The following is an 18,731-nucleotide window of genomic DNA, read 5'->3' on the forward strand; positions in this document are numbered from 1 at the left end:
GCCAGCTGGCAAAGAATGATATGAGGATTATTTGAACCCGCTGGTCGAATTATTTCAACGACGGGTGCAGCGCATCCTGCCGAATGCCCAGACTTTCCAGGGCGGCTGCCGCCTGCTGACGCAGTACCGAAATCAGCGCCTTGCGTCCGCTTATGCCCGCCTGGTGTGCCAGCCCGCTTAACGCATCCGGTGTGCTTACCGCTGCAGCCAGCAGTGAGTCTGGGGCCGCACTGGCCGCCACCAGACGCTGCAACACCGGCAGGCTCGCTTCCAGTGGGCGCTGCGCCCAGGCAAAACCCGCGGCCAGCGGGATGTCCTGCACACGCCATCCATCATCACACCTCGCCTCAAACTGCAGATCCAGCGCGATGTGCTGGCGCAACAGCGGCCAGTCACGCGCCAGCTGGTCTGCCGCGCGACGCTGCAATGCCTCGCCGGCTGGAGAACAGGGCAGGATGGCCATCGCCGCATAACAGCCGCTGCTGGCCTCACGCTGACTGCCAATCCGTACCAGCGTAAAACCACAGGCGCGCCAGAATGACCAGAGAGATTCAGTGTAGCCGAAGCTGACCGAGAGGTAGTCGCGATCGGCGGCGGCGCGGGCGGCGGCGGCCACGAGCTGCTGCCCCATTCCCCGACGGCGGCTCTCCGCCGCCACGGCAATCCGGCTGATGCGCAGCGAGCGCAGGGTCGCCGCCTCAGCCAGACCCGCGTGTGCGGCCAGTGACTGCGCCACCAGATTGCCGCGCGGTCGCCGGGTACCTGCCCAGACCGCCTGCGCCAGGGCGGGCTCCAGCCCGCCCTCCTCCACCAGCCAGAGCGCCCCCTGCAGACCCGGCGGCTCCCCTGCCCGCCACAGCTGCATACCCGGAGCATCCAGCAGGCGGCGCAGATCGAGCGGCGAGGTGCGGTAATGCGCGCTGGTCAGCAGACGATAGGCGGCCTCCAGCATAGGGAAATCGTGACGCGGGACCGGGTGTGGCGTCACGGCAGAAGAAGGCGTGATGGCAGCAGCATCCTCAAACAGCAGCGCCGCATTCAGCCACTGCTCCAGCGGATCGTGACGCGACCAGCGCAGCGGCTCATCCAGCGTGAAGTAGCGTGCCTGCGGCAGCCCGGCACAGAATTTAAGGATAAACCCGCGCCCGCTCCCCTCGTAGCCCTGCACGGTGGTAGTCAGCAGGACGCGGGGATAGCGGCTGACCAGCGCCTGCAGCAGCGGAGCCGGGATGGCCGCCGCTTCATCCACGATCAGCCACGACGCCGCTGGTACGGGATCAGACGCCAGCAGAGCATCCGGGGCCATAAAATGGAAAGCCTCAGCAGCAAAGGTCGCCAGCACTTCCGTGGAGGCTCTGGCCGGGGCGGTCACCAGACACTGCCCGTTCTGCCGGGCCAGCATGCCCGCCAGCGCCGATTTGCCCCGTCCGCGGGCGGCCGTCAGGACCGCGACGCCGGAAGGCATCGTCGCCAGCTGATCGAGTATCGCCTGCTGCTGTTGCGGTGCCTGACAGTGCCAGTGTGGCCAGTCCGGTGGAGGCGGAAAACGGTCAGGCTGATGCTGACGCGCCAGCAGTACCTGCTTATCACCGATTATCAGCTGTTGCAGATGGCGAACAAAACCGGGCGTCGCGATCGGTTCCGCAACATCTGCCCAGCGCAGGCTATCGGCGTCAGGCTGCTGCGACCACTGCCCCCAGGGTGGCACCAGCAGTAACAGCCAGCTACCGGCGCTGAGCGTCCCCGCCAGCGCAGCGAAAGCCTCGGCATGAAAGCCCTGTCGGGCGTCAAAAATGGCGTGATGAAACTCGCGGCCAAGCAGCGTTCGCAGCGCTGCGGGCGGTTTATGCAGTTCGGGAGCGTCAGAGGGACCTGTAAACAGCGGTTCAGGACTCACCTGCAGCCAGTCGCCCGGGAGCGTTTCACGCCACTCTGCGGCCCGCATCACACACCAGGCCGGGTCGCCGCTGATCACCGCCAGACGACGGACACCGGCCTGCTGCATTAGCTGCGTCTGCTGTGGCAGAGACATCAGTTGCTGGCGAAGGTGTTGCACTGTCCCGGATCGCCACCATCAAATCCGCGCTTGAACCAGGTGTAGCGCTGCTCAGAGGTACCGTGGGTAAAGCTGTCCGGCACCACGCGCCCCTGACCTTTCTGCTGCAGGCGATCATCACCAATCGCCTCGGCAGCATTCAGCGCCTCCTGCAGGTCGCCCGCTTCCAGGATGTTTTCCTTCTGCATGTAGTGTCCCCAGACACCAGCAAAACAGTCAGCCTGCAGTTCCATTTTGACGGAGAGCTGATTGACCTGTGTCTGGCTGGCGCCCTGCTGCATTTCACGCACTTTTGGCTCAATGCCCAGCAGCTTCTGCACATGGTGACCCACTTCATGAGCGACCACGTACCCCTGAGCAAAGTCTCCGCCCGCGCCCAGTTTCGTCTTCATCTCGTCGTAGAAGGAGAGGTCAATGTAGACGGTCTGGTCAGCAGGACAGTAAAACGGTCCCATCACTGACTGGCCGGTGCCACAGCCGGTGCGGGTTGCGCCGCGATACATCACCAGCTTCGGGGCCACATACTGCTTGTTCATCTGCTGGAACAGTTTGCCCCAGGTATCCTCAGTGGTAGCCAGAATCACCTTCGTGAATTTCGCCGCCTCATCATCATTGGCGCTGACGCTGCGCTGCTGCTGACTGGTCGGTGCCACGTCGCCGCCGGTCAGCAGTCCGGTGAGGTCGTAACCGTAATAGCCTGCTACCGCCACCACAATCAGCAGCACGATGCCGCCTTTACCACGTGGCAGACGAATCTGGCGTCCGCCGCCGCCAAAACCGGATGACTGATCGCGACGGTCCTCTACATTGTCGCTCTCGCGACGCCCTTGCCAGCGCATGCTCTACTCCCTTTGATAATCTTCAGATGGCATGATTTTAGTTGTGCGACGAAGCAATCACCAGCTTTACGCCAAAATGAAAAAAGGAGAGCCGGGGCTCTCCTTTTTATGTTCTGCACGGTCGTCAGACTCAGTCGAGTTTAACGCCCAGTCGCTGTGCCACCGCCTCATAGGCTTCCACTACACCCCCCAGGCTCTGGCGGAAACGGTCTTTGTCCATTTTATCCAGCGTCTCTTTGTCCCACAGGCGCGCACCGTCCGGGGAAAACTCATCACCCAGCGTCACTTCACCGTTGAACAGACCAAACTCCAGTTTGAAGTCGACCAGAATCAGACCCGCCTCGTCGAACAGCTTGCTCAGCACCTCATTAGCTTTAAAGGTCAGCTCCTGCATCCGCGCCAGGTTCTGTTTACTGACCCAGCCAAAGGTTTCGCAGTAGGATTCGTTGACCATCGGGTCATGCTTTGCATCATCTTTCAGGAAAAGATCAAACAGCGGCGGATTAAGCACCATGCCCTCTTCCACGCCCAGACGTTTTACCAGCGATCCTGCGGCGCGGTTACGCACCACACACTCTACCGGTACCATCTCCAGCTTCTTGACCAGCGCCTCGTTATCGGACAGCAGCGCTTCCATCTGGGTCGGGATACCCGCTTCCTGCAATTTGGTCATGATGAAGTGGTTAAACTTATTGTTAACCATTCCCTTACGATCAAACTGCTCGATTCGGGCGCCATCACCTGCTGACGTATCGTTGCGGAATTCGAGTATCAGCAGATCCGGGTTATCGGTGCTGTATACGGTTTTCGCTTTACCGCGATACAACTCAGCTCGCTTTTGCATCTTGTTCACTCCAGACTTGAAATAACGGGTGTTCAGCGGCCAGCGCCGCTGCGGCGATTGCCTTGACGCAATCGTTTACTTCGCCGCGCGCTATTATGCCAAAAACAAAATAAAAAGGCCGGAGAATCTCCGGCCTGAGGCAACTTTATTTGTTCAGCGCCGCCTGGAACACGGCCACCAGCGCATCGTTCTGCGACTGGGTCAGCACATGCCCTTTCGGGTCGATGAATTGCAGACTGGTGCGGTTGTCGAGATCGCCGACCTGCACTTTGTAATCGCCGTTCGGCAATTCCGGATCTTTCGCGCCCACGGAATCCCAGTCGCTGCTGCTCAGTGACTTGTAGGTCACCTTCATGCTGCCGGTGGAGCGGGTGGTGTCAGTCACCTCCATGCCAACGCGTTTCATTGCGTCTGGCAGACGCTGCCAGGCCACATTGTAAGGCGTTCGCAGGATCAGCATAGGCAGACCGGTGTCATCGGCACCGCTCTGCACATCGATCGCGCCGTTCACCCGGCCGGATGCCGCGTTTTCACTGGCGGTATCGATCTTGTCCATGCCGGTGCTGATGTCATTCAGCATCTGCGCGGTGTAACGCTGAATCTGGGCAGGTGAAGTGATGGTTTTCCCATCCTGCTGCAGCTCCAGCAGACGCACGGTCAGCAGCTGCTGATAGCTCTGCGACTGCACGCTGATCTGATAGCGACCGCGGTACTGCTGATCTTCATCCGCACGGTTCCACTGAACCCAGTCGGTCGTCAGCTGCTGACCGGCATCATTGCGGGAGGCGATCGGGAATTTGTAGGACTGCACCACATTGACGACCTGCGACCAGACCGAGCCACGGCTGTTATCAATGATCAGCGCGCCGGTGTTGTTACTGAACTGCGCGCGGGTGCCGTTCATCAGTGCCAGCGGCTGTGCTGGCGGACGGATGTCCAGCTGCTTGCCGGTAGGGCCCTGACTGGCGGTGCGGGGCACATCATAGTCGCCACGCTGCACCGGCAGGATCATCCCGGCAGGCGCTTTCAGCTCATGCAGTTCACTGGCCTGAAGATAGGATTCGTCGCCGCTGACCTGGCGCTTATAACGCTGATCGGTTGAACAGGCCGACAACAGCATCAGGGTAGAAAGCCCCACCACTGTGGCAATTGTTGACCGCTTTACTGAGTAATTCATTCAAACTCCCTAAATTATCGCAAACCCGCTTTCACCAGCGCCTGTTCCACTTTCGGCTGGCTGGCTGCTGTCAGTGGCGTCATTGGCAGACGCAGCGTGTCGTTAGCGATTAATCCCAGCTGCTTCGCTGCCCATTTCACCGGGATAGGATTGGGTTCACAGAAAAGCGTCTGGTGCAGGTGCATCAGACGCTGATTCAGACGGCGTGCCTCGACGAAATTGCCCTGCTGTGCGAGCTGGCAGACTTCCGCCATTTCGCGCGCAGCCACGTTCGCGGTCACCGAGATGACGCCTTTGCCGCCCAGTTGCATAAAGTCCAGTGCCGTCGCGTCATCGCCACTCACCAGAATGAAATCTTCATTAACCAGCTCTTGGATCTGACTAACCCGCGATAAGTTCCCGGTTGCCTCTTTGATTCCGATAATATTTTTGATTTCGGCCAGGCGGGCAACGGTTTCCGGCAGCATGTCACAACCGGTTCGTGAGGGAACGTTATAGAGCATCTGTGGCAGGCTGGTGCTGTCAGCAATCGCTTTAAAGTGCTGGAACAGCCCTTCCTGCGTCGGGCGGTTATAGTAAGGGGTGACAGTCAGGCAACCCACCACGCCGGAATGTTCAAAACGCTTCGTCAGGGAGATGCCTTCAGCGGTGGCATTAGCCCCGGTTCCGGCAATCACCGGAATACGGCCATCGGCCAGTTCCAGGGTCAGCATCACCACATCGCCATGCTCTTCATGACTCAGGGTGGCAGACTCGCCTGTGGTGCCGACGGAAACGATCGCCGCGGTGCCGCTGGCGACGTGATAATCAATCAGTTTTTTCAGACTCGACCGGCAGACATTACCGCTGTCATCCATTGGCGTAACGAGTGCAACAATACTTCCCGTAAACATTGGCGATCCCCTCGACAAACAAGTGCTTCATGGTACGTTTTACGCTTAGGGAAAAGCAAGCAAGCCACGCTATTCCCGCGCTTGTCAGCAGTTTTTTTTATGTTTACCTTATGGTTATTAGCGAAAGCAGAGGAAAAGCCATTTTGTCGCAATCTCAGCCCCATCATCTGGTGATCACCGCCCTCGGTGTTGACCGTCCGGGTATCGTCAACACCATTACCCGACACGTCAGCAGCTGTGGTTGCAATATTGAAGACAGTCGTCTTGCCATGCTCGGGGATGAGTTCACGTTTATCATGCTGCTGTCCGGCAGCTGGAATGCGATCACGCTAATTGAATCGACGCTGCCGCTGAAAGGGGCAGAGCTGGAGCTGCTGATCGTCATGAAGCGTACCAACGCGCGGTTACGCCCGCCGATGCCTGATACCGCCTTTATCCAGGTTGAGGTCGCCGATTCACCGCACATCATCGAGCGCTTTACCGATCTCATTGATAAGCATCAGATGAACGTGGCCGAACTGGTGTCGCGCATCACCCCCGCGCAACAGGGTTTGCCGCCGACACTCTATATTCAGATGACGGCACACAGTCCGACACGCACCAGCGGCACCACCTTTGAGCAGGCGTTCAATGCGCTGTGTCAGGAGCTGAATGCCCAGGGCACGCTGCGCCTCTATAGTGTGTCAGACGCCGACAGCAGCGAATCTGTCAGCGCGGTGCGCTAAACTTTGCAAATAAACCGGAGTTATTTCTCCACATTACTGCCACTGAAACGTGACCGGCTATGTGGTGAAATACCCCCTGATGGTAACGTTCCCTCTGGTTGTTTTTCGCTGGATGGTGTATTACCCACAGCCTGAATAAAAAAATGGAGAGATGTGATGAATCCACTGAAAGCCGGTGACACCGCACCCGCATTTAGCCTGCCCGATCAGGACGGCGAACAAGTGAATCTGACCGACTTCCAGGGACAGCGCGTTCTGGTCTACTTCTACCCGAAAGCGATGACGCCAGGCTGCACCGTGCAGGCGTGCGGTCTGCGTGACAACATGGATGAGTTGAAAAAAGCGGGTGTGGAAGTGCTGGGTATCAGCACCGACAAACCGGAAAAACTGTCACGTTTTGCGGAAAAAGAGCTGCTGAACTTTACCCTGCTCTCAGATGAAAACCATGAAGTCTGCCAGGCGTTTGGCGTCTGGGGTGAAAAAACGTTTATGGGTAAAACCTATGACGGCATTCATCGCATCAGCTTCCTGGTAGATGCAGAGGGCAAGGTTGAGAAAGTGTTTGATAACTTCAAGACCTCAAATCACCACGACATGGTGCTGGATTACGTTAAGTCCGCCTGATCTTAAGGGCGCGGTAGCCTGGGTGCCGCGCCCTTCTTCTTTCTCTTTTCCCGCCCTCCCCGCTTTCCGAACCGTTAAGATCGGACAACGATAACGCAGTTGCGCCCGGCATTCTTTGCCTCATAAAGCGCGGCATCCGCCTGTTTCAGGCTCACTTCCAGCCCGGCATCCTGCGTTCCTTTCCAGGCCGCGACGCCGATAGAGAGGGTAATCCGCCCCACATCCCTGAGCCAGGCTTCTGCAATGCCCTGCCGTACCCGCTCTGCGATGACCTGCGCTTCATCCAGCGACGTTCCTGGCAGCAGCATCAGAAACTCCTCTCCGCCGTTGCGGCACACCACATCCGAGTGACGGGCGCTGGCACGCAGCGTGCTGGCCACCTGCTGAATCACCCGATCACCGACGTCATGGCCCCAGCTGTCGTTAACGTTTTTGAAATGGTCGATATCCAGCGCCAGTACCGCGAAAGGCTGGCGCAGCGTGCGGTAATACTCCAGGACCGCGTTCAGCCCGCGGCGATTCAGCAGCTGGGTGAGCGGATCGGTCTGCGCTTCTGAGCTGAGACGGCCAATTTTATCCTGCACCAGGCCGATACCGGTGAGCAGCGCGCGCTTCACCTGTGCGGCCTCAAAATACCAGGCGCTGATACCGCCAATCTCCTTAGAGACGCCCTGCGCATCCATCCGGCTGGCTTTGCGCGCCAGCTGAAACAGCGGGCGGGCGATCAGTCGCGCCAGCACCACAGCCACCAGCAGGGTCAGCAGCGCAAACGGCACCGAGTTTTTCAGCACTTTCATTAACAGCCCGGAGAGCGGATCGAGCGTGGCATTGATGGGCTTCAGGGCCACCACCGTCCAGCCGGTGGTCGGAACGACGGCATAGCCTGCCAGCTGCGTGGATTCTCCCGCACCGGTCATCATCAGCGAGCCGTTGGTCTCCTCACCGTTGGGACTGACGATGGCAGGCAGGGTTTTGCCCACCAGCTGACGATTCTGGTGATACAGCACCTCATTATTACTGTCGAGCACATAGACCGTGGTGCCATCACGATAGAACTGTTCACCCAGCAGCGCATTCAGAATACTTTTCTTTTTCAGATAGATGGTGCCGCCGACGTAGCCCAGATAGTCGCCCTGTTCGCTCCAGATCGGCCACGAGACAAACACCAGCAGATTGTTGGCCGGTGACAGCGTCGGTTTGCTGATTGCCGGCTGCCGCAGCGTCAGCGCTTCGCGCGAGGCATCACTGGTGAGATGCATGCCTTTCAGGGTCAGGGACTCAGGCGAGATCGCTTTGACCACGCCCTGCCCATCCACCACCACCACCGAGTTAAAACTGGTGGTCTGCTCACGCAGGCGGTTGACCTCACTGCTCAGCAACGCATCATTGTTAAAGTCACGGCTGAGCTGATTGGCGCTGAAGTGCAGTTGTGACTGCGCCAGCTGGAAGAAGATTTCGCTGGTAGAGGCGAGCTTGGCGGCATAGGCGCGGTTAGCTTCAAGCGTGGAATCGATCAGCACCTGACGCTGCACGCGCCAGGTGGCGTAAAGTGTGTTGGCGAGCGTAATGACAATACTGACAATGACCAGCAGGGCGATCAGATTGCGCAAATCGGCTTTAGGCCGAAACAGCTTTAGCATGGCGTTGCCGCCCCGAAGAAGGAAGTCATGTCATGAATGCCTGATTATTTTTTTAATGAAAGCCAGCTGATAATCCGGGCTTAAGTCTACACCCTGCTGGCCTTTTTGAGCAGCATTAAGACAAATTTCAGCCGACTAAATACAAATTATCCTGGCACTGATTTAATGATCAGGGCTTCCCATCTGACAGGGAAAAATCACGATAGATAGTGGTCCCGAACCCCGGTAAACATGACGTTTTACCGTGGGAGGCGCGGCAATTAAGGCCAGCCTGAAGCGACAGGGTGCATCCGGTGAGAAGAAAGGAGTAAGGCCGGTCCGCCTTACAGGAAAAGCAAAACGCAGCAGATGACAGCGGCCATGACGCCGCTGTCAGGAGGATCAGAGCATCAGGAAGGCGTAACCGCTGTTTTCCAGGGTGGCGACTGTGGTACCGCTGGAGATCGTGTGAGTGACCATCGGGTCGATCCAGTCACGCTCCAGCTGATGAAACGCCACTGACTGGTCACAGATAGTGACCTGCACACCCGCTTTTTTCAGTTCGCTGATTAATTTCAGGTTCGGGTTATCGACACCGTAGGCTTTGTTGAACTGCGCATTATTCAGGGCAGATGAAACCGCGTCGCCGTTAATGGATACCACAAATTTCAGCTGGTCGAGCGGAACACCCGCCGCATAATAGAGGTTGGTTACACGCGCGACGCGCTCCAGACCGAGATTCGGCTTACGAATATCCCCTTCACTGCGGTTGATCTGAAAGACGATTTTATTACTCAGGCCTGTCGTTGTGCCGGGTTTAAAGGCTGGCGTATCGACATAATGTATTTTGCCATACCCCTCAATTGCCGGTGTACTCCAGAAGTCGGCAGGCTCGGTTTTATTCTCCGCCAGTTTATCGCTGGCCTTACCAAATAAAGCGGGCAGCTGTAAAACATTGCCGCCAATAAATCCTGCGACGGCTGCCACCACCACTAAAGCTGCTGGACGCATCAGATATTCTCCCGATTAAATAAAACGTTAATTACATTGCCAGCCACGCATACCCCTGGTTTTGCAGCGTTGAGACCGTGGTTGGACTGGAAAGCGCATGCACAACGGATTTATCAATCCAGTTGTTGGGATAGTGGTGGAAGGCCACCGACTGATCGCACACGGAGACTTTGACGCCCGCCTGATTCAGCTCGTTAATCAGCTTCAGGTTGGGATTGTCGATGCCATAAAACTGTTTGAAATGGGCGTTATCCAGCATGGCGGGGGTCGCGTCACCGGTAACCGAAACCACAAACTTCAGCTGATCGGCCGGAACGCCAGAGGCGATATAAAGATTCACTACCCGCGCGACGCGCTCCAGTCCCAGATTGGGTGCGGTCATCGCGCCATCGCTGCGGGTGATCTGAAAAACAATTTTATTACTCAGACCCGGCACCGGCTTAAAAGCGGCATCAGGCTCATAATGAATTTTGCCGTAGCCTTCAATCGCCGGTGTACTCCAGAATCCGGCGGGTTCCTGAGGCTCTGAGGCAAAATGGCGTGTGACTTTGTCATAAATAGTGCCACTCTGTGTAACAGCCGCACCCACTACGCCACCGATAATGGCGATTAACGCGTACGAAATAGCTGAACGCATAACACTTCTCTCCGGCAAATAATCTCTGGCCGATTCAGGACTGAATCAGGTCGGCTATCTATATCACAGCGCGGACGTGATTCTCTCCTGAAGGAAAGGCGGGCAGGCACGCTGCTGATGACAGCAGAAATGATTCACCGCCTGAATTAATCGAAAAATTTCATTAGCTGCTTAAAGTCGTCTTCTTATCACTGGCCCGCGATAAGGGCCGCCTTATTTATGGCGATAGGGGAAAGATTTAAAAAATAACAGCCAGCGTTAAATAGAAAAAAACAGATATGGCCGGAATAACGATTGAATTTATCAATGTAAAAAAGGGATTAAACCCATGCGTTTCGCTGTTTTTTTCAGATTTGGCCTGGAAAAAATCATGCCATATTCAGTTTTTTTGAGTGAATTTACATAACTTTAAAAAGGAAACCAGATTAACGTCAGAGGAGCGACAGAAGATTCTGCTTTATTCATGCCGGACTCAATCAGCAGGGTAAATAAGCCGTTGTATAATTGCGCGGCGGCGCGGGCAATCCCCTGCCCCGGCTTATCCGTTTAACTACGGTTTAGGTTTCAGGAATGTTCAAATTTTTTCGTCATATTCGCTGATCTTGCACAAACTGCGCCGCCAGCTGGTCCCGAAAACAGCATTTCTTTCTTTTCGGGCACTGGTTAAGATAGGCGCAAACCGTCGTTATCTGCGGAAAAGGGAACCTACCCGCTGCGCACCTGTCTCTTTTCAGAGCCTCTCTACAGGATTAAGGCATGTTGAACCGGTTAAAAAAAACGCTGATCGCCGCGCTTCTGCCGACGCTCATTCTGTCCACGCTGTCACCGGCTTACGCTGATGTCAGTGATTCTCTTCCCGATATTGGCACCACGGCCGGTTCGACGCTGTCGATTAATCAGGAGCTGCAGATGGGCGACTTCTATGTCCGCCAGCTTCGCGCCAGCGCACCACTGATCAACGATCCGCTTCTCAATCAGTACATTAATCAGCTCGGCCAGCGCCTGGTTGCGCACGCTGACTCGGTGAAAACGCCGTTCCACTTCTTTCTGATACAGAACGATGAGCTGAACGCCTTTGCCTTTTTTGGCGGCAATGTGGTGCTGCACTCCGCGCTGTTCCGCTTTACCGAGAATGAAAGCCAGCTGGCATCGGTAATGGCGCATGAGATTTCGCACGTTACCCAGCGCCATCTGGCGCGCGCGATGGAAGATCAGAAGCGCAATGCGCCGCTGACCTGGGTCGGTGCGCTGGGCTCTATTCTGCTGGCGATGGCGAGTCCGCAGGCGGGCATGGCAGCACTGACCGGTACGCTGGCGGGCACCCAGCAGGGGATCATCAGCTTTACCCAGGGCAATGAGCAGGAGGCAGATCGCATCGGGATTCAGGTGCTGCAGCGCGCCGGATTCGATCCGCAGGCGATGCCGAACTTTTTGCAGAAGCTGGCCGATCAGAGCCGCTTCTCGTCAAAGCCACCGGAAATTCTGCTGACGCACCCCCTGCCCGACAGCCGTCTGGCGGATGCCCGAAACCGCGCCAACCAGATGCGGCCAGTAGTCGTGCAGTCGACGGAAGATTTTTATCTGGCGAAGGTCCGGGCGCTGGGCATGTACTCCACCGGGCGCAATCAGCTTACTGACGAACTGCTTAGCCAGTATGCCAGCGGCAATTCGCGTGAGCAGCTGGCCTCACAATATGGCAAAGCGATACAGTTTTTGCAGGCGAAGAGTTTTGCCGACGCGAAGCGGATTATGACCCCGCTGCTGGCGAAGCAGCCCGGTAATGTCTGGTTCCTCGACATCATGTCCGATATCGATATCGGTCTGAACCAGCCGCAGCAGGCGATTGCCCTGCTCACCGCGGCTACCGGGGCGAAAAACAGCCCGGTGGTGCAGCTCAACCTGGCGAATGCCTATGTAGAAGCGAAACAGTATGCCAGCGCCAGCCGCATTCTGAATCGCTACACCTGGGCAAACAAGGATGACCCCAACGGCTGGGATTTACTGGCGCAGGCTTCTGCTCAGCAGGGGCTGAATGATGAGGAGCTCTCGGCGCGGGCCGAGAGTCTGGCACTGAATGGTCAGCTCGATCAGGCGATTAGCGCACTGAGCAGCGCCAGCGCCCAGGTGCCGCTCGGCAGCCTGAAGCAGGCGCGCTACGATGCCCGTATCGATCAGCTGCGTCAGTTGCAGCAGCGTTTCAAACAATATCAGAAAGGCTGAGCATAACAGCCGGAAAGGGAGAGCCTGACATGGTGACGATTTACCACAACCCGCGCTGCAGCAAGAGCCGCGAAACTCTGGCCCTGCTGAACGCCCGCGGCCTTGTACCGGAAGTGGTGCTCTATCTGCAGACGCCGCCTGACCGCGAGACGCTGCAGAGTCTGCTGCAGAAGCTGGGGATGCAGAGCGCACGCCAGCTGATGCGCACGAAAGAAGCGCTCTACAGTGAACTGGCGTTGAGTGATAAAGAGGAAAGTGCGCTGCTGGACGCGCTCGCCGCCCATCCGCAACTGCTTGAAAGGCCGATTGTGATCAAGGGCGATCGGGCGCGAATCGGACGTCCGCCGGAAGCGGTGCTCGACATTCTTTAAAGGCCGAGCGTCTCTTTAACAAAGGGGATGGTGAGTTTGCGCTGGGCGCTGATCGAGGCACGATCCAGCCGATCCAGCGTTTCAAACAGGGTGCGCATTTCGCGATCCAGTCGCTTCAGCAGGAAACGTCCCACATCCTCCGGCAGCTCAAAGCCGCGTAACCCGGCGCGCAGTTGCAGCGCCTGCAGTTTATCTTCATCGGAGAGCGGCTGCAGGCGATAGATCTGCCCCCAGTCCAGGCGCGAGGCGAGATCGGGCAGCTGCAGATTCAGCTGGCGCGGTGGACGATCGCCGGTGATGAACAGCCGCGTGTTGCCGGTTTCCAGAATGCGGTTATAGAGATCGAAGATCGCCATCTCCCACTCCGGCTCACCGGCAATGCACTCAATGTTATCGATGCAGACCAGTGACAGCTGCTCCATCCCCTCCAGCACTTCCGGTACAAACCAGGTGCGTTTGTCCAGCGGCACATACCCTACCGCTTCACTGCGTGCGGACATTTCGGCGCACGCAGCGTGCAGCAGATGACTCCGCCCGCCGCCTTCGCGTGACCAGAAGTAGAGATAGCTGCCATGTTGTTGGCTGAGAGCGCCTTTCAGCGCGGCAATCAGCGACGGGTTCTCCCCCGGCCAGAAGCTGGCGAAGGTTTCATCGTCAGGTAAATAGAGTGGCAATGACAATTGTGCCGGCGTGTTCAGAAGCACCTCAGCAAGAGAACAAGCAAAAAATCGGGGGAAGTCTACCACAGTTTTCAGAAAGAGATGAATGGGGCGTCCCTGCCCCGATCCTGTCCGTTACGATGCGATCAGGGCTCGCGGGATTCTTCGGCGTCCAGCACCACTTCTTCCGGACGCAGCAGCGAGATCACCCGGAAGATCAATGAGAGTCCGACGCCCACGATCGTCGCTAACGCCATGCCCTTCAGCTCTGCCGCGCCGATGTGCACCTTCGCGCCGCTGACGCCAATGATCAGGATCACCGAGGTCAGGATCAGGTTTTGCGCTTTGTTGTAATCGACTTTCGATTCGATCAGGACGCGGATACCCGATGCGCCGATCACGCCATACAGCAGCAGCGACACGCCGCCCATAACCGGCACCGGGATCGCCTGGATCACCGCCGCCAGTTTGCCGACGCAGGAGAGCAGGATCGCCAGAATCGCCGCACCGCCAATCACCCAGGTACTGTAGACACGGGTAATCGCCATGACGCCGATGTTTTCGCCGTAGGTGGTGTTCGGGGTGGAGCCAAAGAAGCCGGAGATCACTGTCGATAAGCCGTTGGCGAACATTGAGCGATGCAGGCCAGGGTCGCGGATGAGATCTTTCTTCACGATGTTAGCCGTGACCACCAGATGCCCGATATGTTCGGCAATCACCACCAGCGCGGCGGGGAGAATCGTCAGCATCGCCACCCACTCAAAGCGCGGCGTATAGAAAGTCGGCAGGGCAAACCAGGGGGCACTGACCACGCCGCGCCAGTCCACGATGCCCATAAACGCGGAGAGCAGATAACCCGCCACCACGCCGACCAGGATAGGGATGATCGCCAGGAAGCCGCGGAACAGCACCGAACCAAATACCGTGACGGCCAGGGTCACCAGCGAAATCAGCACCGTTTTACTGTCGGGTGCACTGCCTTCTGCCGGCAGCAGGCCCGCCATATTGGCTGCTACGCCCGCCAGCTCCAGACCGATTACGGCGACAATCGCGCCCATCGCCGCTGGCGGAAACATCACGTCCAGCCAGCCGGTTCCCGCGCGTTTAACAATCAGCGCCACGAGGCAAAAGAGCACCCCGCAGAGGATAAATCCCCCCAGCGCCACCTCATAGCCCAGCGGCAGCAACAGCAGTACCGGCGAGATAAAGGCGAAACTGGAACCGAGATAGGCGGGGATTTTGCCCTTACAGATAAAGAGGTAGATCAGCGTGCCGACGCCGTTAAACAGCAGAACCGTCGCCGGGTTGATGTGAAACAGAATCGGCACCAGCACCGTGGCACCAAACATGGCGAACAGGTGTTGCAGGCTGAGTGGAATGGTTTGCAGTAACGGCGGTCGTTCAGTGACGCCAATGGCGCGACGAGTCATCATTTATCCCCTTATGTTATTTTCCCCACGGGTGCGCGCTTCAGGCACAGCCTCAGGCACGCGGGTCAGCCCTGCGGCAAACCCGCCCCGGTCGGAGAGCTTTTTTTTGCAAAAAAAAGCCGACTCTCTGGTCGGCTATGCGATTTATTTGGTTCCGAAAATCTTGTCCCCGGCATCGCCGAGTCCGGGAATGATGTAACCCTTCTCATTCAGTCCCTGATCCACGGACGCCGTGTAGAGCTCAACGTCAGGGTGTGCCTTCTCCAGTGCAGCGATCCCTTCCGGGGCGGCAACCAGTACCAGCACTTTAATGCTGGTGCAGCCCGCTTTTTTCAGCAGGTCGATGGTGGCGATCATTGAGCCCCCGGTCGCCAGCATCGGGTCTACCACCAGCGCCAGGCGCTCTTCGATGTTAGAAACCAGCTTCTGGAAATAGGGAACCGGCTCCAGCGTCTCTTCATCACGGTAAACCCCAACCACGCTGATACGGGCGCTGGGAACGTGCTCCAGAACCCCTTCCATCATGCCAAGACCGGCACGCAGAATCGGCACCACCGTGATCTTTTTGCCTTTGATCTGATCGATTTCAACCGGGCCGTTCCAGCCCTCAATGGTGACGCGCTCCGTTTCCAGATCGGCGGTCGCTTCGTAGGTCAGCAGGCTGCCCACTTCAGACGCCAGCTCACGAAAGCGCTTTGTACTGATATCATGCTCACGCATCAGGCCCAGTTTATGTTTGACCAGCGGGTGTCTGACTTCCACGATCTTCATTGGTGTTCTCCCGGAATGAGTTGAGCTAAAAAAAATCGCGGGATTATACCGCCTTTTCCGCTCTGCGCCACCTGTCCTTGCGCAAAGCCGCGAGTCTGGCCGGGATAAAACAAGGATTAATGAAAATTGTCCGATGCGCAATCCCGGACTCGCAAACGTTTGCCTGCACTGTTAGAATTGCCGCGCTTTATTTTAACCACCAACCGCAACTCGCGTGGGGACCTCGCAGTGACCGACAAAACCTCTCTCAGTTACAAAGACGCCGGTGTTGATATTGATGCTGGTAATGCCCTGGTTGACCGTATTAAAGGCGTAGTGAAAAAGACGCGTCGCCCGGAAGTGATGGGTGGACTGGGCGGTTTTGGTGCGCTTTGCGCGCTGCCGCAGAAATACCGTGAACCCGTGCTGGTCTCCGGCACCGATGGCGTTGGTACCAAGCTGCGTCTGGCGATGGATCTCAAACGTCACGACGCCATTGGTGTTGACCTGGTGGCGATGTGCGTTAACGACCTGGTGGTACAGGGTGCTGAGCCGCTCTTCTTCCTGGATTACTACGCGACCGGCAAACTGGACGTGGACACTGCCTCCGCGGTGATCACCGGCATCGCCGAAGGGTGTCTGCAGTCAGGGTGTGCGCTGGTCGGCGGTGAAACGGCCGAGATGCCAGGCATGTATCACGGCGAAGATTATGACGTGGCCGGTTTCTGCGTGGGCGTGGTGGAAAAATCAGAAATCATTGATGGCAGCAAGGTGCAGGATGGCGACGTGCTGATCGCCCTCGGCTCCAGCGGCCCGCACTCTAACGGCTATTCGCTGGTGCGCAAGATTCTGGAAGTCAGCAGCACCGATCCGCTGACCGAACAGCTGGAAGGCAAACCGCTGGCTGATCATCTGCTGGAACCGACCCGCATCTACGTGAAAAATATCCTGAGCCTGATTGAACAGGTCGATGTGCATGCTATCGCACACCTGACCGGCGGCGGCTTCTGGGAAAATATTCCTCGCGTGCTGCCCGACAACACCCAGGCGGTGATTGATGAGAAGAGCTGGCAGTGGCCGGCCGTCTTCAGCTGGCTGCAGCAGGCCGGTAACGTCAGCCGTTTCGAGATGTACCGCACCTTTAACTGCGGCGTCGGGATGGTCATCGCCCTGAGCCCGGCCGACGCGGATAAAGCGATTGCGCTGATGGAAGCGGCCGGTGAGAAAGCCTGGAAGCTCGGCGTGATCAAAGCGTCAGAGGCGGAAGAGCGAGTGGTCATCAACGGATGAAAAAGCTGGTTGTACTGATCTCCGGCAACGGAAGCAATCTTCAGTCCATCCTTGACGCCTGCGCCAGCGGGCGCATTCACGGCAGCGTGGCTGCCGTGTTCAGCAACCGCGCCGCTGCCTTTGGCTTAACGCGGGCGCGTGAGGCGGGTATCCCGGCTCACGCGCTGGCCGCCAGCGATTTCACCGACCGGGACGCCTTTGATCGCCAGCTGATCGCTGAGATTGAAGCGTACTCGCCCGACCTTGTCGTCCTGGCGGGGTATATGCGTATTCTCAGCAGTGCATTCGTGGCCCATTTTCACGATCGCCTGCTGAATATTCACCCTTCCCTGCTGCCGAAATATCCGGGCCTGCATACGCACCGTCAGGCGCTGGAGAACGGTGACAGCGAGCATGGCACCTCGGTGCATTTCGTCACTGACGAGCTGGATGGCGGGCCGGTGGTCCTGCAGGCAAAAGTGCCGATTTTTGCCGACGACACGGAGGCGGAGATCACGGAGCGGGTGCAGCATCAGGAGCACGCCATCTATCCGCTGGTCATCGACTGGTTTGTTGAGGGACGGCTGGCGATGCGTGACGGTAAGGCCTGGCTGGATGGCGAACCGCTGCCGCCGCAGGGCTATGCTAACGACTGATACACGGGAAGTCCCACAGACAGCGGATAAACCTGAAGCGAGGGGGGCCTGTGTCCGGAGTAAAGCATAGCGGGCTATGGATGGCCCGCGCTGAGCCCGCCATGGAGGGCGTCTTTTGCGTCTTTACGCAGGACACAGGCCCCCTGAGCCGGTGACAGAGCGCCCCTTTCCCGTTGCGGACTCAGCCGTAACGCCCCGTAATATAATCTTCGGTCCGGCGCTGTTTCGGCGCGGTGAAGATACGGTCGGTCTCATCAAACTCCACCAGCACCCCCTGATGCATAAACGCGGTGTAATCTGACACGCGAGAGGCCTGCTGCATGTTGTGCGTCACCAGCACCAGCGTAAAATGCTGCTTCAGCGTGGTCATCAGCTCTTCAATCACCAGCGTCGAGATAGGGTCCAGCGCAGAGGTCGGCTCATCCAGCAGCAGAACCTCCGGTTCAATCGCAATAGCGCGGGCAATCACCAGCCGCTGCTGCTGTCCGGTCGAGAGCGTCAGCGCATTCTGAGAAAGCTGATCTTTCACCTCGCCCCACAGCGCCGCCGCACGCAGCGCACGCTCACAGGCTTCGTTCAGCACCCGCCGGTCGCGTACCCCCTGCAGGCGCAGACCGTAAACCACATTCTCATAGATCGACTTGGGAAATGGATTCGGCCGCTGAAACACCATCCCGACCCGACGCCGCAGCGCGGAGAGATCCTGCTCCGGTCGCAGTATCGGCAGCGAGCCCAGCAGCACCTCTCCCTCAACCCGGCAGTGATCGATCACATCATTCATGCGGTTAAAGCAGCGCAGCAGCGTCGACTTCCCACAGCCTGAGGGACCAATCAGCGCGGTGATCCTGTTTTTCGGCACCTGCAGCGAAATATCCTGCAGCGCCTGGCGCTCGCCATACCACAGTGACAGATGGTTAACGGTAAGCGCTATATCCGTGTCGGACGTCATAG

The 18,731-nt window shown here is 57.7% G+C and carries 18 protein-coding genes; 6 read left to right on the top strand and 12 right to left on the bottom strand.

Annotated features, from left to right (window positions below; genetic code table 11):
• Positions 1–49: 49 nt before the first annotated feature.
• The 5 genes from FJW00_RS03435 to dapA all read right to left on the bottom strand — a co-directional run bounded on the left by FJW00_RS03435 (position 50) and on the right by dapA (position 5,809).
• Positions 50–2,032, bottom strand: coding sequence for a tRNA(Met) cytidine acetyltransferase TmcA (locus tag FJW00_RS03435; protein WP_140923094.1), 1,983 nt, complete (start codon positions 2,030–2,032; stop codon positions 50–52).
• Positions 2,032–2,895, bottom strand: coding sequence for a KPN_02809 family neutral zinc metallopeptidase (ypfJ, locus tag FJW00_RS03440; protein WP_009088799.1), 864 nt, complete (start codon positions 2,893–2,895; stop codon positions 2,032–2,034). The genes FJW00_RS03435 and ypfJ overlap by 1 nt, the downstream gene beginning before the upstream one ends.
• A gap of 130 nt (positions 2,896–3,025) precedes the next feature.
• Positions 3,026–3,739: a phosphoribosylaminoimidazolesuccinocarboxamide synthase gene (gene purC / locus FJW00_RS03445; RefSeq protein ID WP_009088797.1), complete on the bottom strand. Its 714-nt coding sequence runs from the start codon at positions 3,737–3,739 to the stop codon at positions 3,026–3,028.
• Between the two features lie 145 nt (positions 3,740–3,884).
• Positions 3,885–4,916, bottom strand: coding sequence for an outer membrane protein assembly factor BamC (bamC, locus tag FJW00_RS03450; RefSeq protein WP_009088796.1), 1,032 nt, complete (start codon positions 4,914–4,916; stop codon positions 3,885–3,887).
• Positions 4,917–4,930: 14 nt separating this feature from the next.
• Positions 4,931–5,809 carry a 4-hydroxy-tetrahydrodipicolinate synthase gene (dapA, locus tag FJW00_RS03455; RefSeq protein WP_009088794.1) on the bottom strand — a complete coding sequence of 293 codons (879 nt, stop codon included), beginning with the start codon at positions 5,807–5,809 and terminating at the stop codon, positions 4,931–4,933.
• Between the two features lie 143 nt (positions 5,810–5,952).
• Here dapA and FJW00_RS03460 point away from each other — a divergent pair, with 143 nt between their 5' ends.
• Both FJW00_RS03460 and bcp read left to right on the top strand, forming a co-directional pair.
• Positions 5,953–6,534: a glycine cleavage system transcriptional repressor gene (locus FJW00_RS03460; RefSeq protein WP_058957416.1), complete on the top strand. Its 582-nt coding sequence runs from the start codon at positions 5,953–5,955 to the stop codon at positions 6,532–6,534.
• 156 nt (positions 6,535–6,690) lie between these two features.
• Positions 6,691–7,158: a thioredoxin-dependent thiol peroxidase gene (bcp, locus tag FJW00_RS03465; RefSeq protein ID WP_009088790.1), complete on the top strand. Its 468-nt coding sequence runs from the start codon at positions 6,691–6,693 to the stop codon at positions 7,156–7,158.
• 74 nt (positions 7,159–7,232) lie between these two features.
• Here bcp and FJW00_RS03470 read toward each other — a convergent pair whose 3' ends face one another.
• From FJW00_RS03470 to FJW00_RS03480, 3 genes are all read right to left on the bottom strand, one after another.
• Entirely contained in the window at positions 7,233–8,798 is a 1,566-nt protein-coding gene (locus FJW00_RS03470; protein ID WP_009088788.1) for a sensor domain-containing diguanylate cyclase, read from the bottom strand.
• Between the two features lie 381 nt (positions 8,799–9,179).
• Entirely contained in the window at positions 9,180–9,788 is a 609-nt protein-coding gene (locus FJW00_RS03475; RefSeq protein ID WP_140923067.1) for a DsrE family protein, read from the bottom strand.
• 31 nt (positions 9,789–9,819) lie between these two features.
• Entirely contained in the window at positions 9,820–10,425 is a 606-nt protein-coding gene (locus tag FJW00_RS03480) for a DsrE family protein (protein ID WP_009088784.1), read from the bottom strand.
• A 756-nt stretch (positions 10,426–11,181) separates the two neighbouring features.
• Here FJW00_RS03480 and bepA point away from each other — a divergent pair.
• Together bepA and arsC are read left to right on the top strand one after the other, a co-directional pair.
• Positions 11,182–12,645 carry a beta-barrel assembly-enhancing protease gene (bepA, locus tag FJW00_RS03485; protein ID WP_009088781.1) on the top strand — a complete coding sequence of 488 codons (1,464 nt, stop codon included), beginning with the start codon at positions 11,182–11,184 and terminating at the stop codon, positions 12,643–12,645.
• A 29-nt stretch (positions 12,646–12,674) separates the two neighbouring features.
• The gene (gene arsC, locus FJW00_RS03490) at positions 12,675–13,016 is read left to right on the top strand and encodes an arsenate reductase (glutaredoxin) (RefSeq protein WP_140923068.1); all 342 of its coding nucleotides are present in this window, start codon (positions 12,675–12,677) and stop codon (positions 13,014–13,016) included.
• Here the strand turns inward: arsC and hda are convergent.
• The 3 genes from hda to upp all read right to left on the bottom strand — a co-directional run bounded on the left by hda (position 13,013) and on the right by upp (position 15,876).
• Positions 13,013–13,714: a DnaA inactivator Hda gene (gene hda, locus FJW00_RS03495; RefSeq protein WP_219854829.1), complete on the bottom strand. Its 702-nt coding sequence runs from the start codon at positions 13,712–13,714 to the stop codon at positions 13,013–13,015. The two genes, arsC and hda, sit on opposite strands and share 4 nt — an antisense overlap.
• Before the next feature lie 107 nt (positions 13,715–13,821).
• Positions 13,822–15,105, bottom strand: a complete 1,284-nt coding sequence (gene uraA / locus FJW00_RS03500; protein ID WP_046102358.1) for a uracil permease — start codon at positions 15,103–15,105, stop codon at positions 13,822–13,824.
• A gap of 144 nt (positions 15,106–15,249) precedes the next feature.
• Positions 15,250–15,876 (bottom strand): uracil phosphoribosyltransferase, encoded by a 627-nt coding sequence (gene upp / locus FJW00_RS03505; protein WP_009088774.1) that lies wholly within the window; start codon positions 15,874–15,876, stop codon positions 15,250–15,252.
• A 228-nt stretch (positions 15,877–16,104) separates the two neighbouring features.
• Here upp and purM point away from each other — a divergent pair, with 228 nt between their 5' ends.
• Positions 16,105–17,145, top strand: coding sequence for a phosphoribosylformylglycinamidine cyclo-ligase (gene purM / locus FJW00_RS03510; RefSeq protein ID WP_058957429.1), 1,041 nt, complete (start codon positions 16,105–16,107; stop codon positions 17,143–17,145).
• Positions 17,142–17,780, top strand: a complete 639-nt coding sequence (gene purN, locus FJW00_RS03515; RefSeq protein ID WP_140029699.1) for a phosphoribosylglycinamide formyltransferase — start codon at positions 17,142–17,144, stop codon at positions 17,778–17,780. Before purM ends, purN begins: the two co-directional genes overlap by 4 nt.
• A 181-nt stretch (positions 17,781–17,961) precedes the next feature.
• Here purN and pstB read toward each other — a convergent pair whose 3' ends face one another.
• A complete protein-coding gene (gene pstB, locus FJW00_RS03520; protein ID WP_140923069.1) occupies positions 17,962–18,729 on the bottom strand; it encodes a phosphate ABC transporter ATP-binding protein PstB in 768 nt (255 codons plus the stop codon).
• Positions 18,730–18,731 lie beyond the last annotated feature (2 nt).

The organism is Pantoea anthophila, assembly GCF_006494375.1.
Classification (GTDB): domain Bacteria; phylum Pseudomonadota; class Gammaproteobacteria; order Enterobacterales; family Enterobacteriaceae; genus Pantoea; species Pantoea anthophila.

What these genes read in the sequence shown, in the direction of transcription:
- uraA (WP_046102358.1), bottom strand. Translation starts at nt 15,105, where the DNA reads ATGACTCGTCGCGCCATTGGCGTCACTGAACGACCGCCGTTACTGCAA.
- ypfJ (WP_009088799.1), bottom strand. Translation starts at nt 2,895, where the DNA reads ATGCGCTGGCAAGGGCGTCGCGAGAGCGACAATGTAGAGGACCGTCGC.
- FJW00_RS03470 (WP_009088788.1), bottom strand. Translation starts at nt 8,798, where the DNA reads ATGCTAAAGCTGTTTCGGCCTAAAGCCGATTTGCGCAATCTGATCGCC.
- bcp (WP_009088790.1), top strand. Translation starts at nt 6,691, where the DNA reads ATGAATCCACTGAAAGCCGGTGACACCGCACCCGCATTTAGCCTGCCC.
- bamC (WP_009088796.1), bottom strand. Translation starts at nt 4,916, where the DNA reads ATGAATTACTCAGTAAAGCGGTCAACAATTGCCACAGTGGTGGGGCTT.
- bepA (WP_009088781.1), top strand. Translation starts at nt 11,182, where the DNA reads ATGTTGAACCGGTTAAAAAAAACGCTGATCGCCGCGCTTCTGCCGACG.
- FJW00_RS03480 (WP_009088784.1), bottom strand. Translation starts at nt 10,425, where the DNA reads ATGCGTTCAGCTATTTCGTACGCGTTAATCGCCATTATCGGTGGCGTA.
- FJW00_RS03475 (WP_140923067.1), bottom strand. Translation starts at nt 9,788, where the DNA reads ATGCGTCCAGCAGCTTTAGTGGTGGTGGCAGCCGTCGCAGGATTTATT.
- FJW00_RS03435 (WP_140923094.1), bottom strand. Translation starts at nt 2,032, where the DNA reads ATGTCTCTGCCACAGCAGACGCAGCTAATGCAGCAGGCCGGTGTCCGT.
- dapA (WP_009088794.1), bottom strand. Translation starts at nt 5,809, where the DNA reads ATGTTTACGGGAAGTATTGTTGCACTCGTTACGCCAATGGATGACAGC.
- pstB (WP_140923069.1), bottom strand. Translation starts at nt 18,729, where the DNA reads ATGACGTCCGACACGGATATAGCGCTTACCGTTAACCATCTGTCACTG.
- upp (WP_009088774.1), bottom strand. Translation starts at nt 15,876, where the DNA reads ATGAAGATCGTGGAAGTCAGACACCCGCTGGTCAAACATAAACTGGGC.
- purC (WP_009088797.1), bottom strand. Translation starts at nt 3,739, where the DNA reads ATGCAAAAGCGAGCTGAGTTGTATCGCGGTAAAGCGAAAACCGTATAC.
- purN (WP_140029699.1), top strand. Translation starts at nt 17,142, where the DNA reads ATGAAAAAGCTGGTTGTACTGATCTCCGGCAACGGAAGCAATCTTCAG.
- arsC (WP_140923068.1), top strand. Translation starts at nt 12,675, where the DNA reads ATGGTGACGATTTACCACAACCCGCGCTGCAGCAAGAGCCGCGAAACT.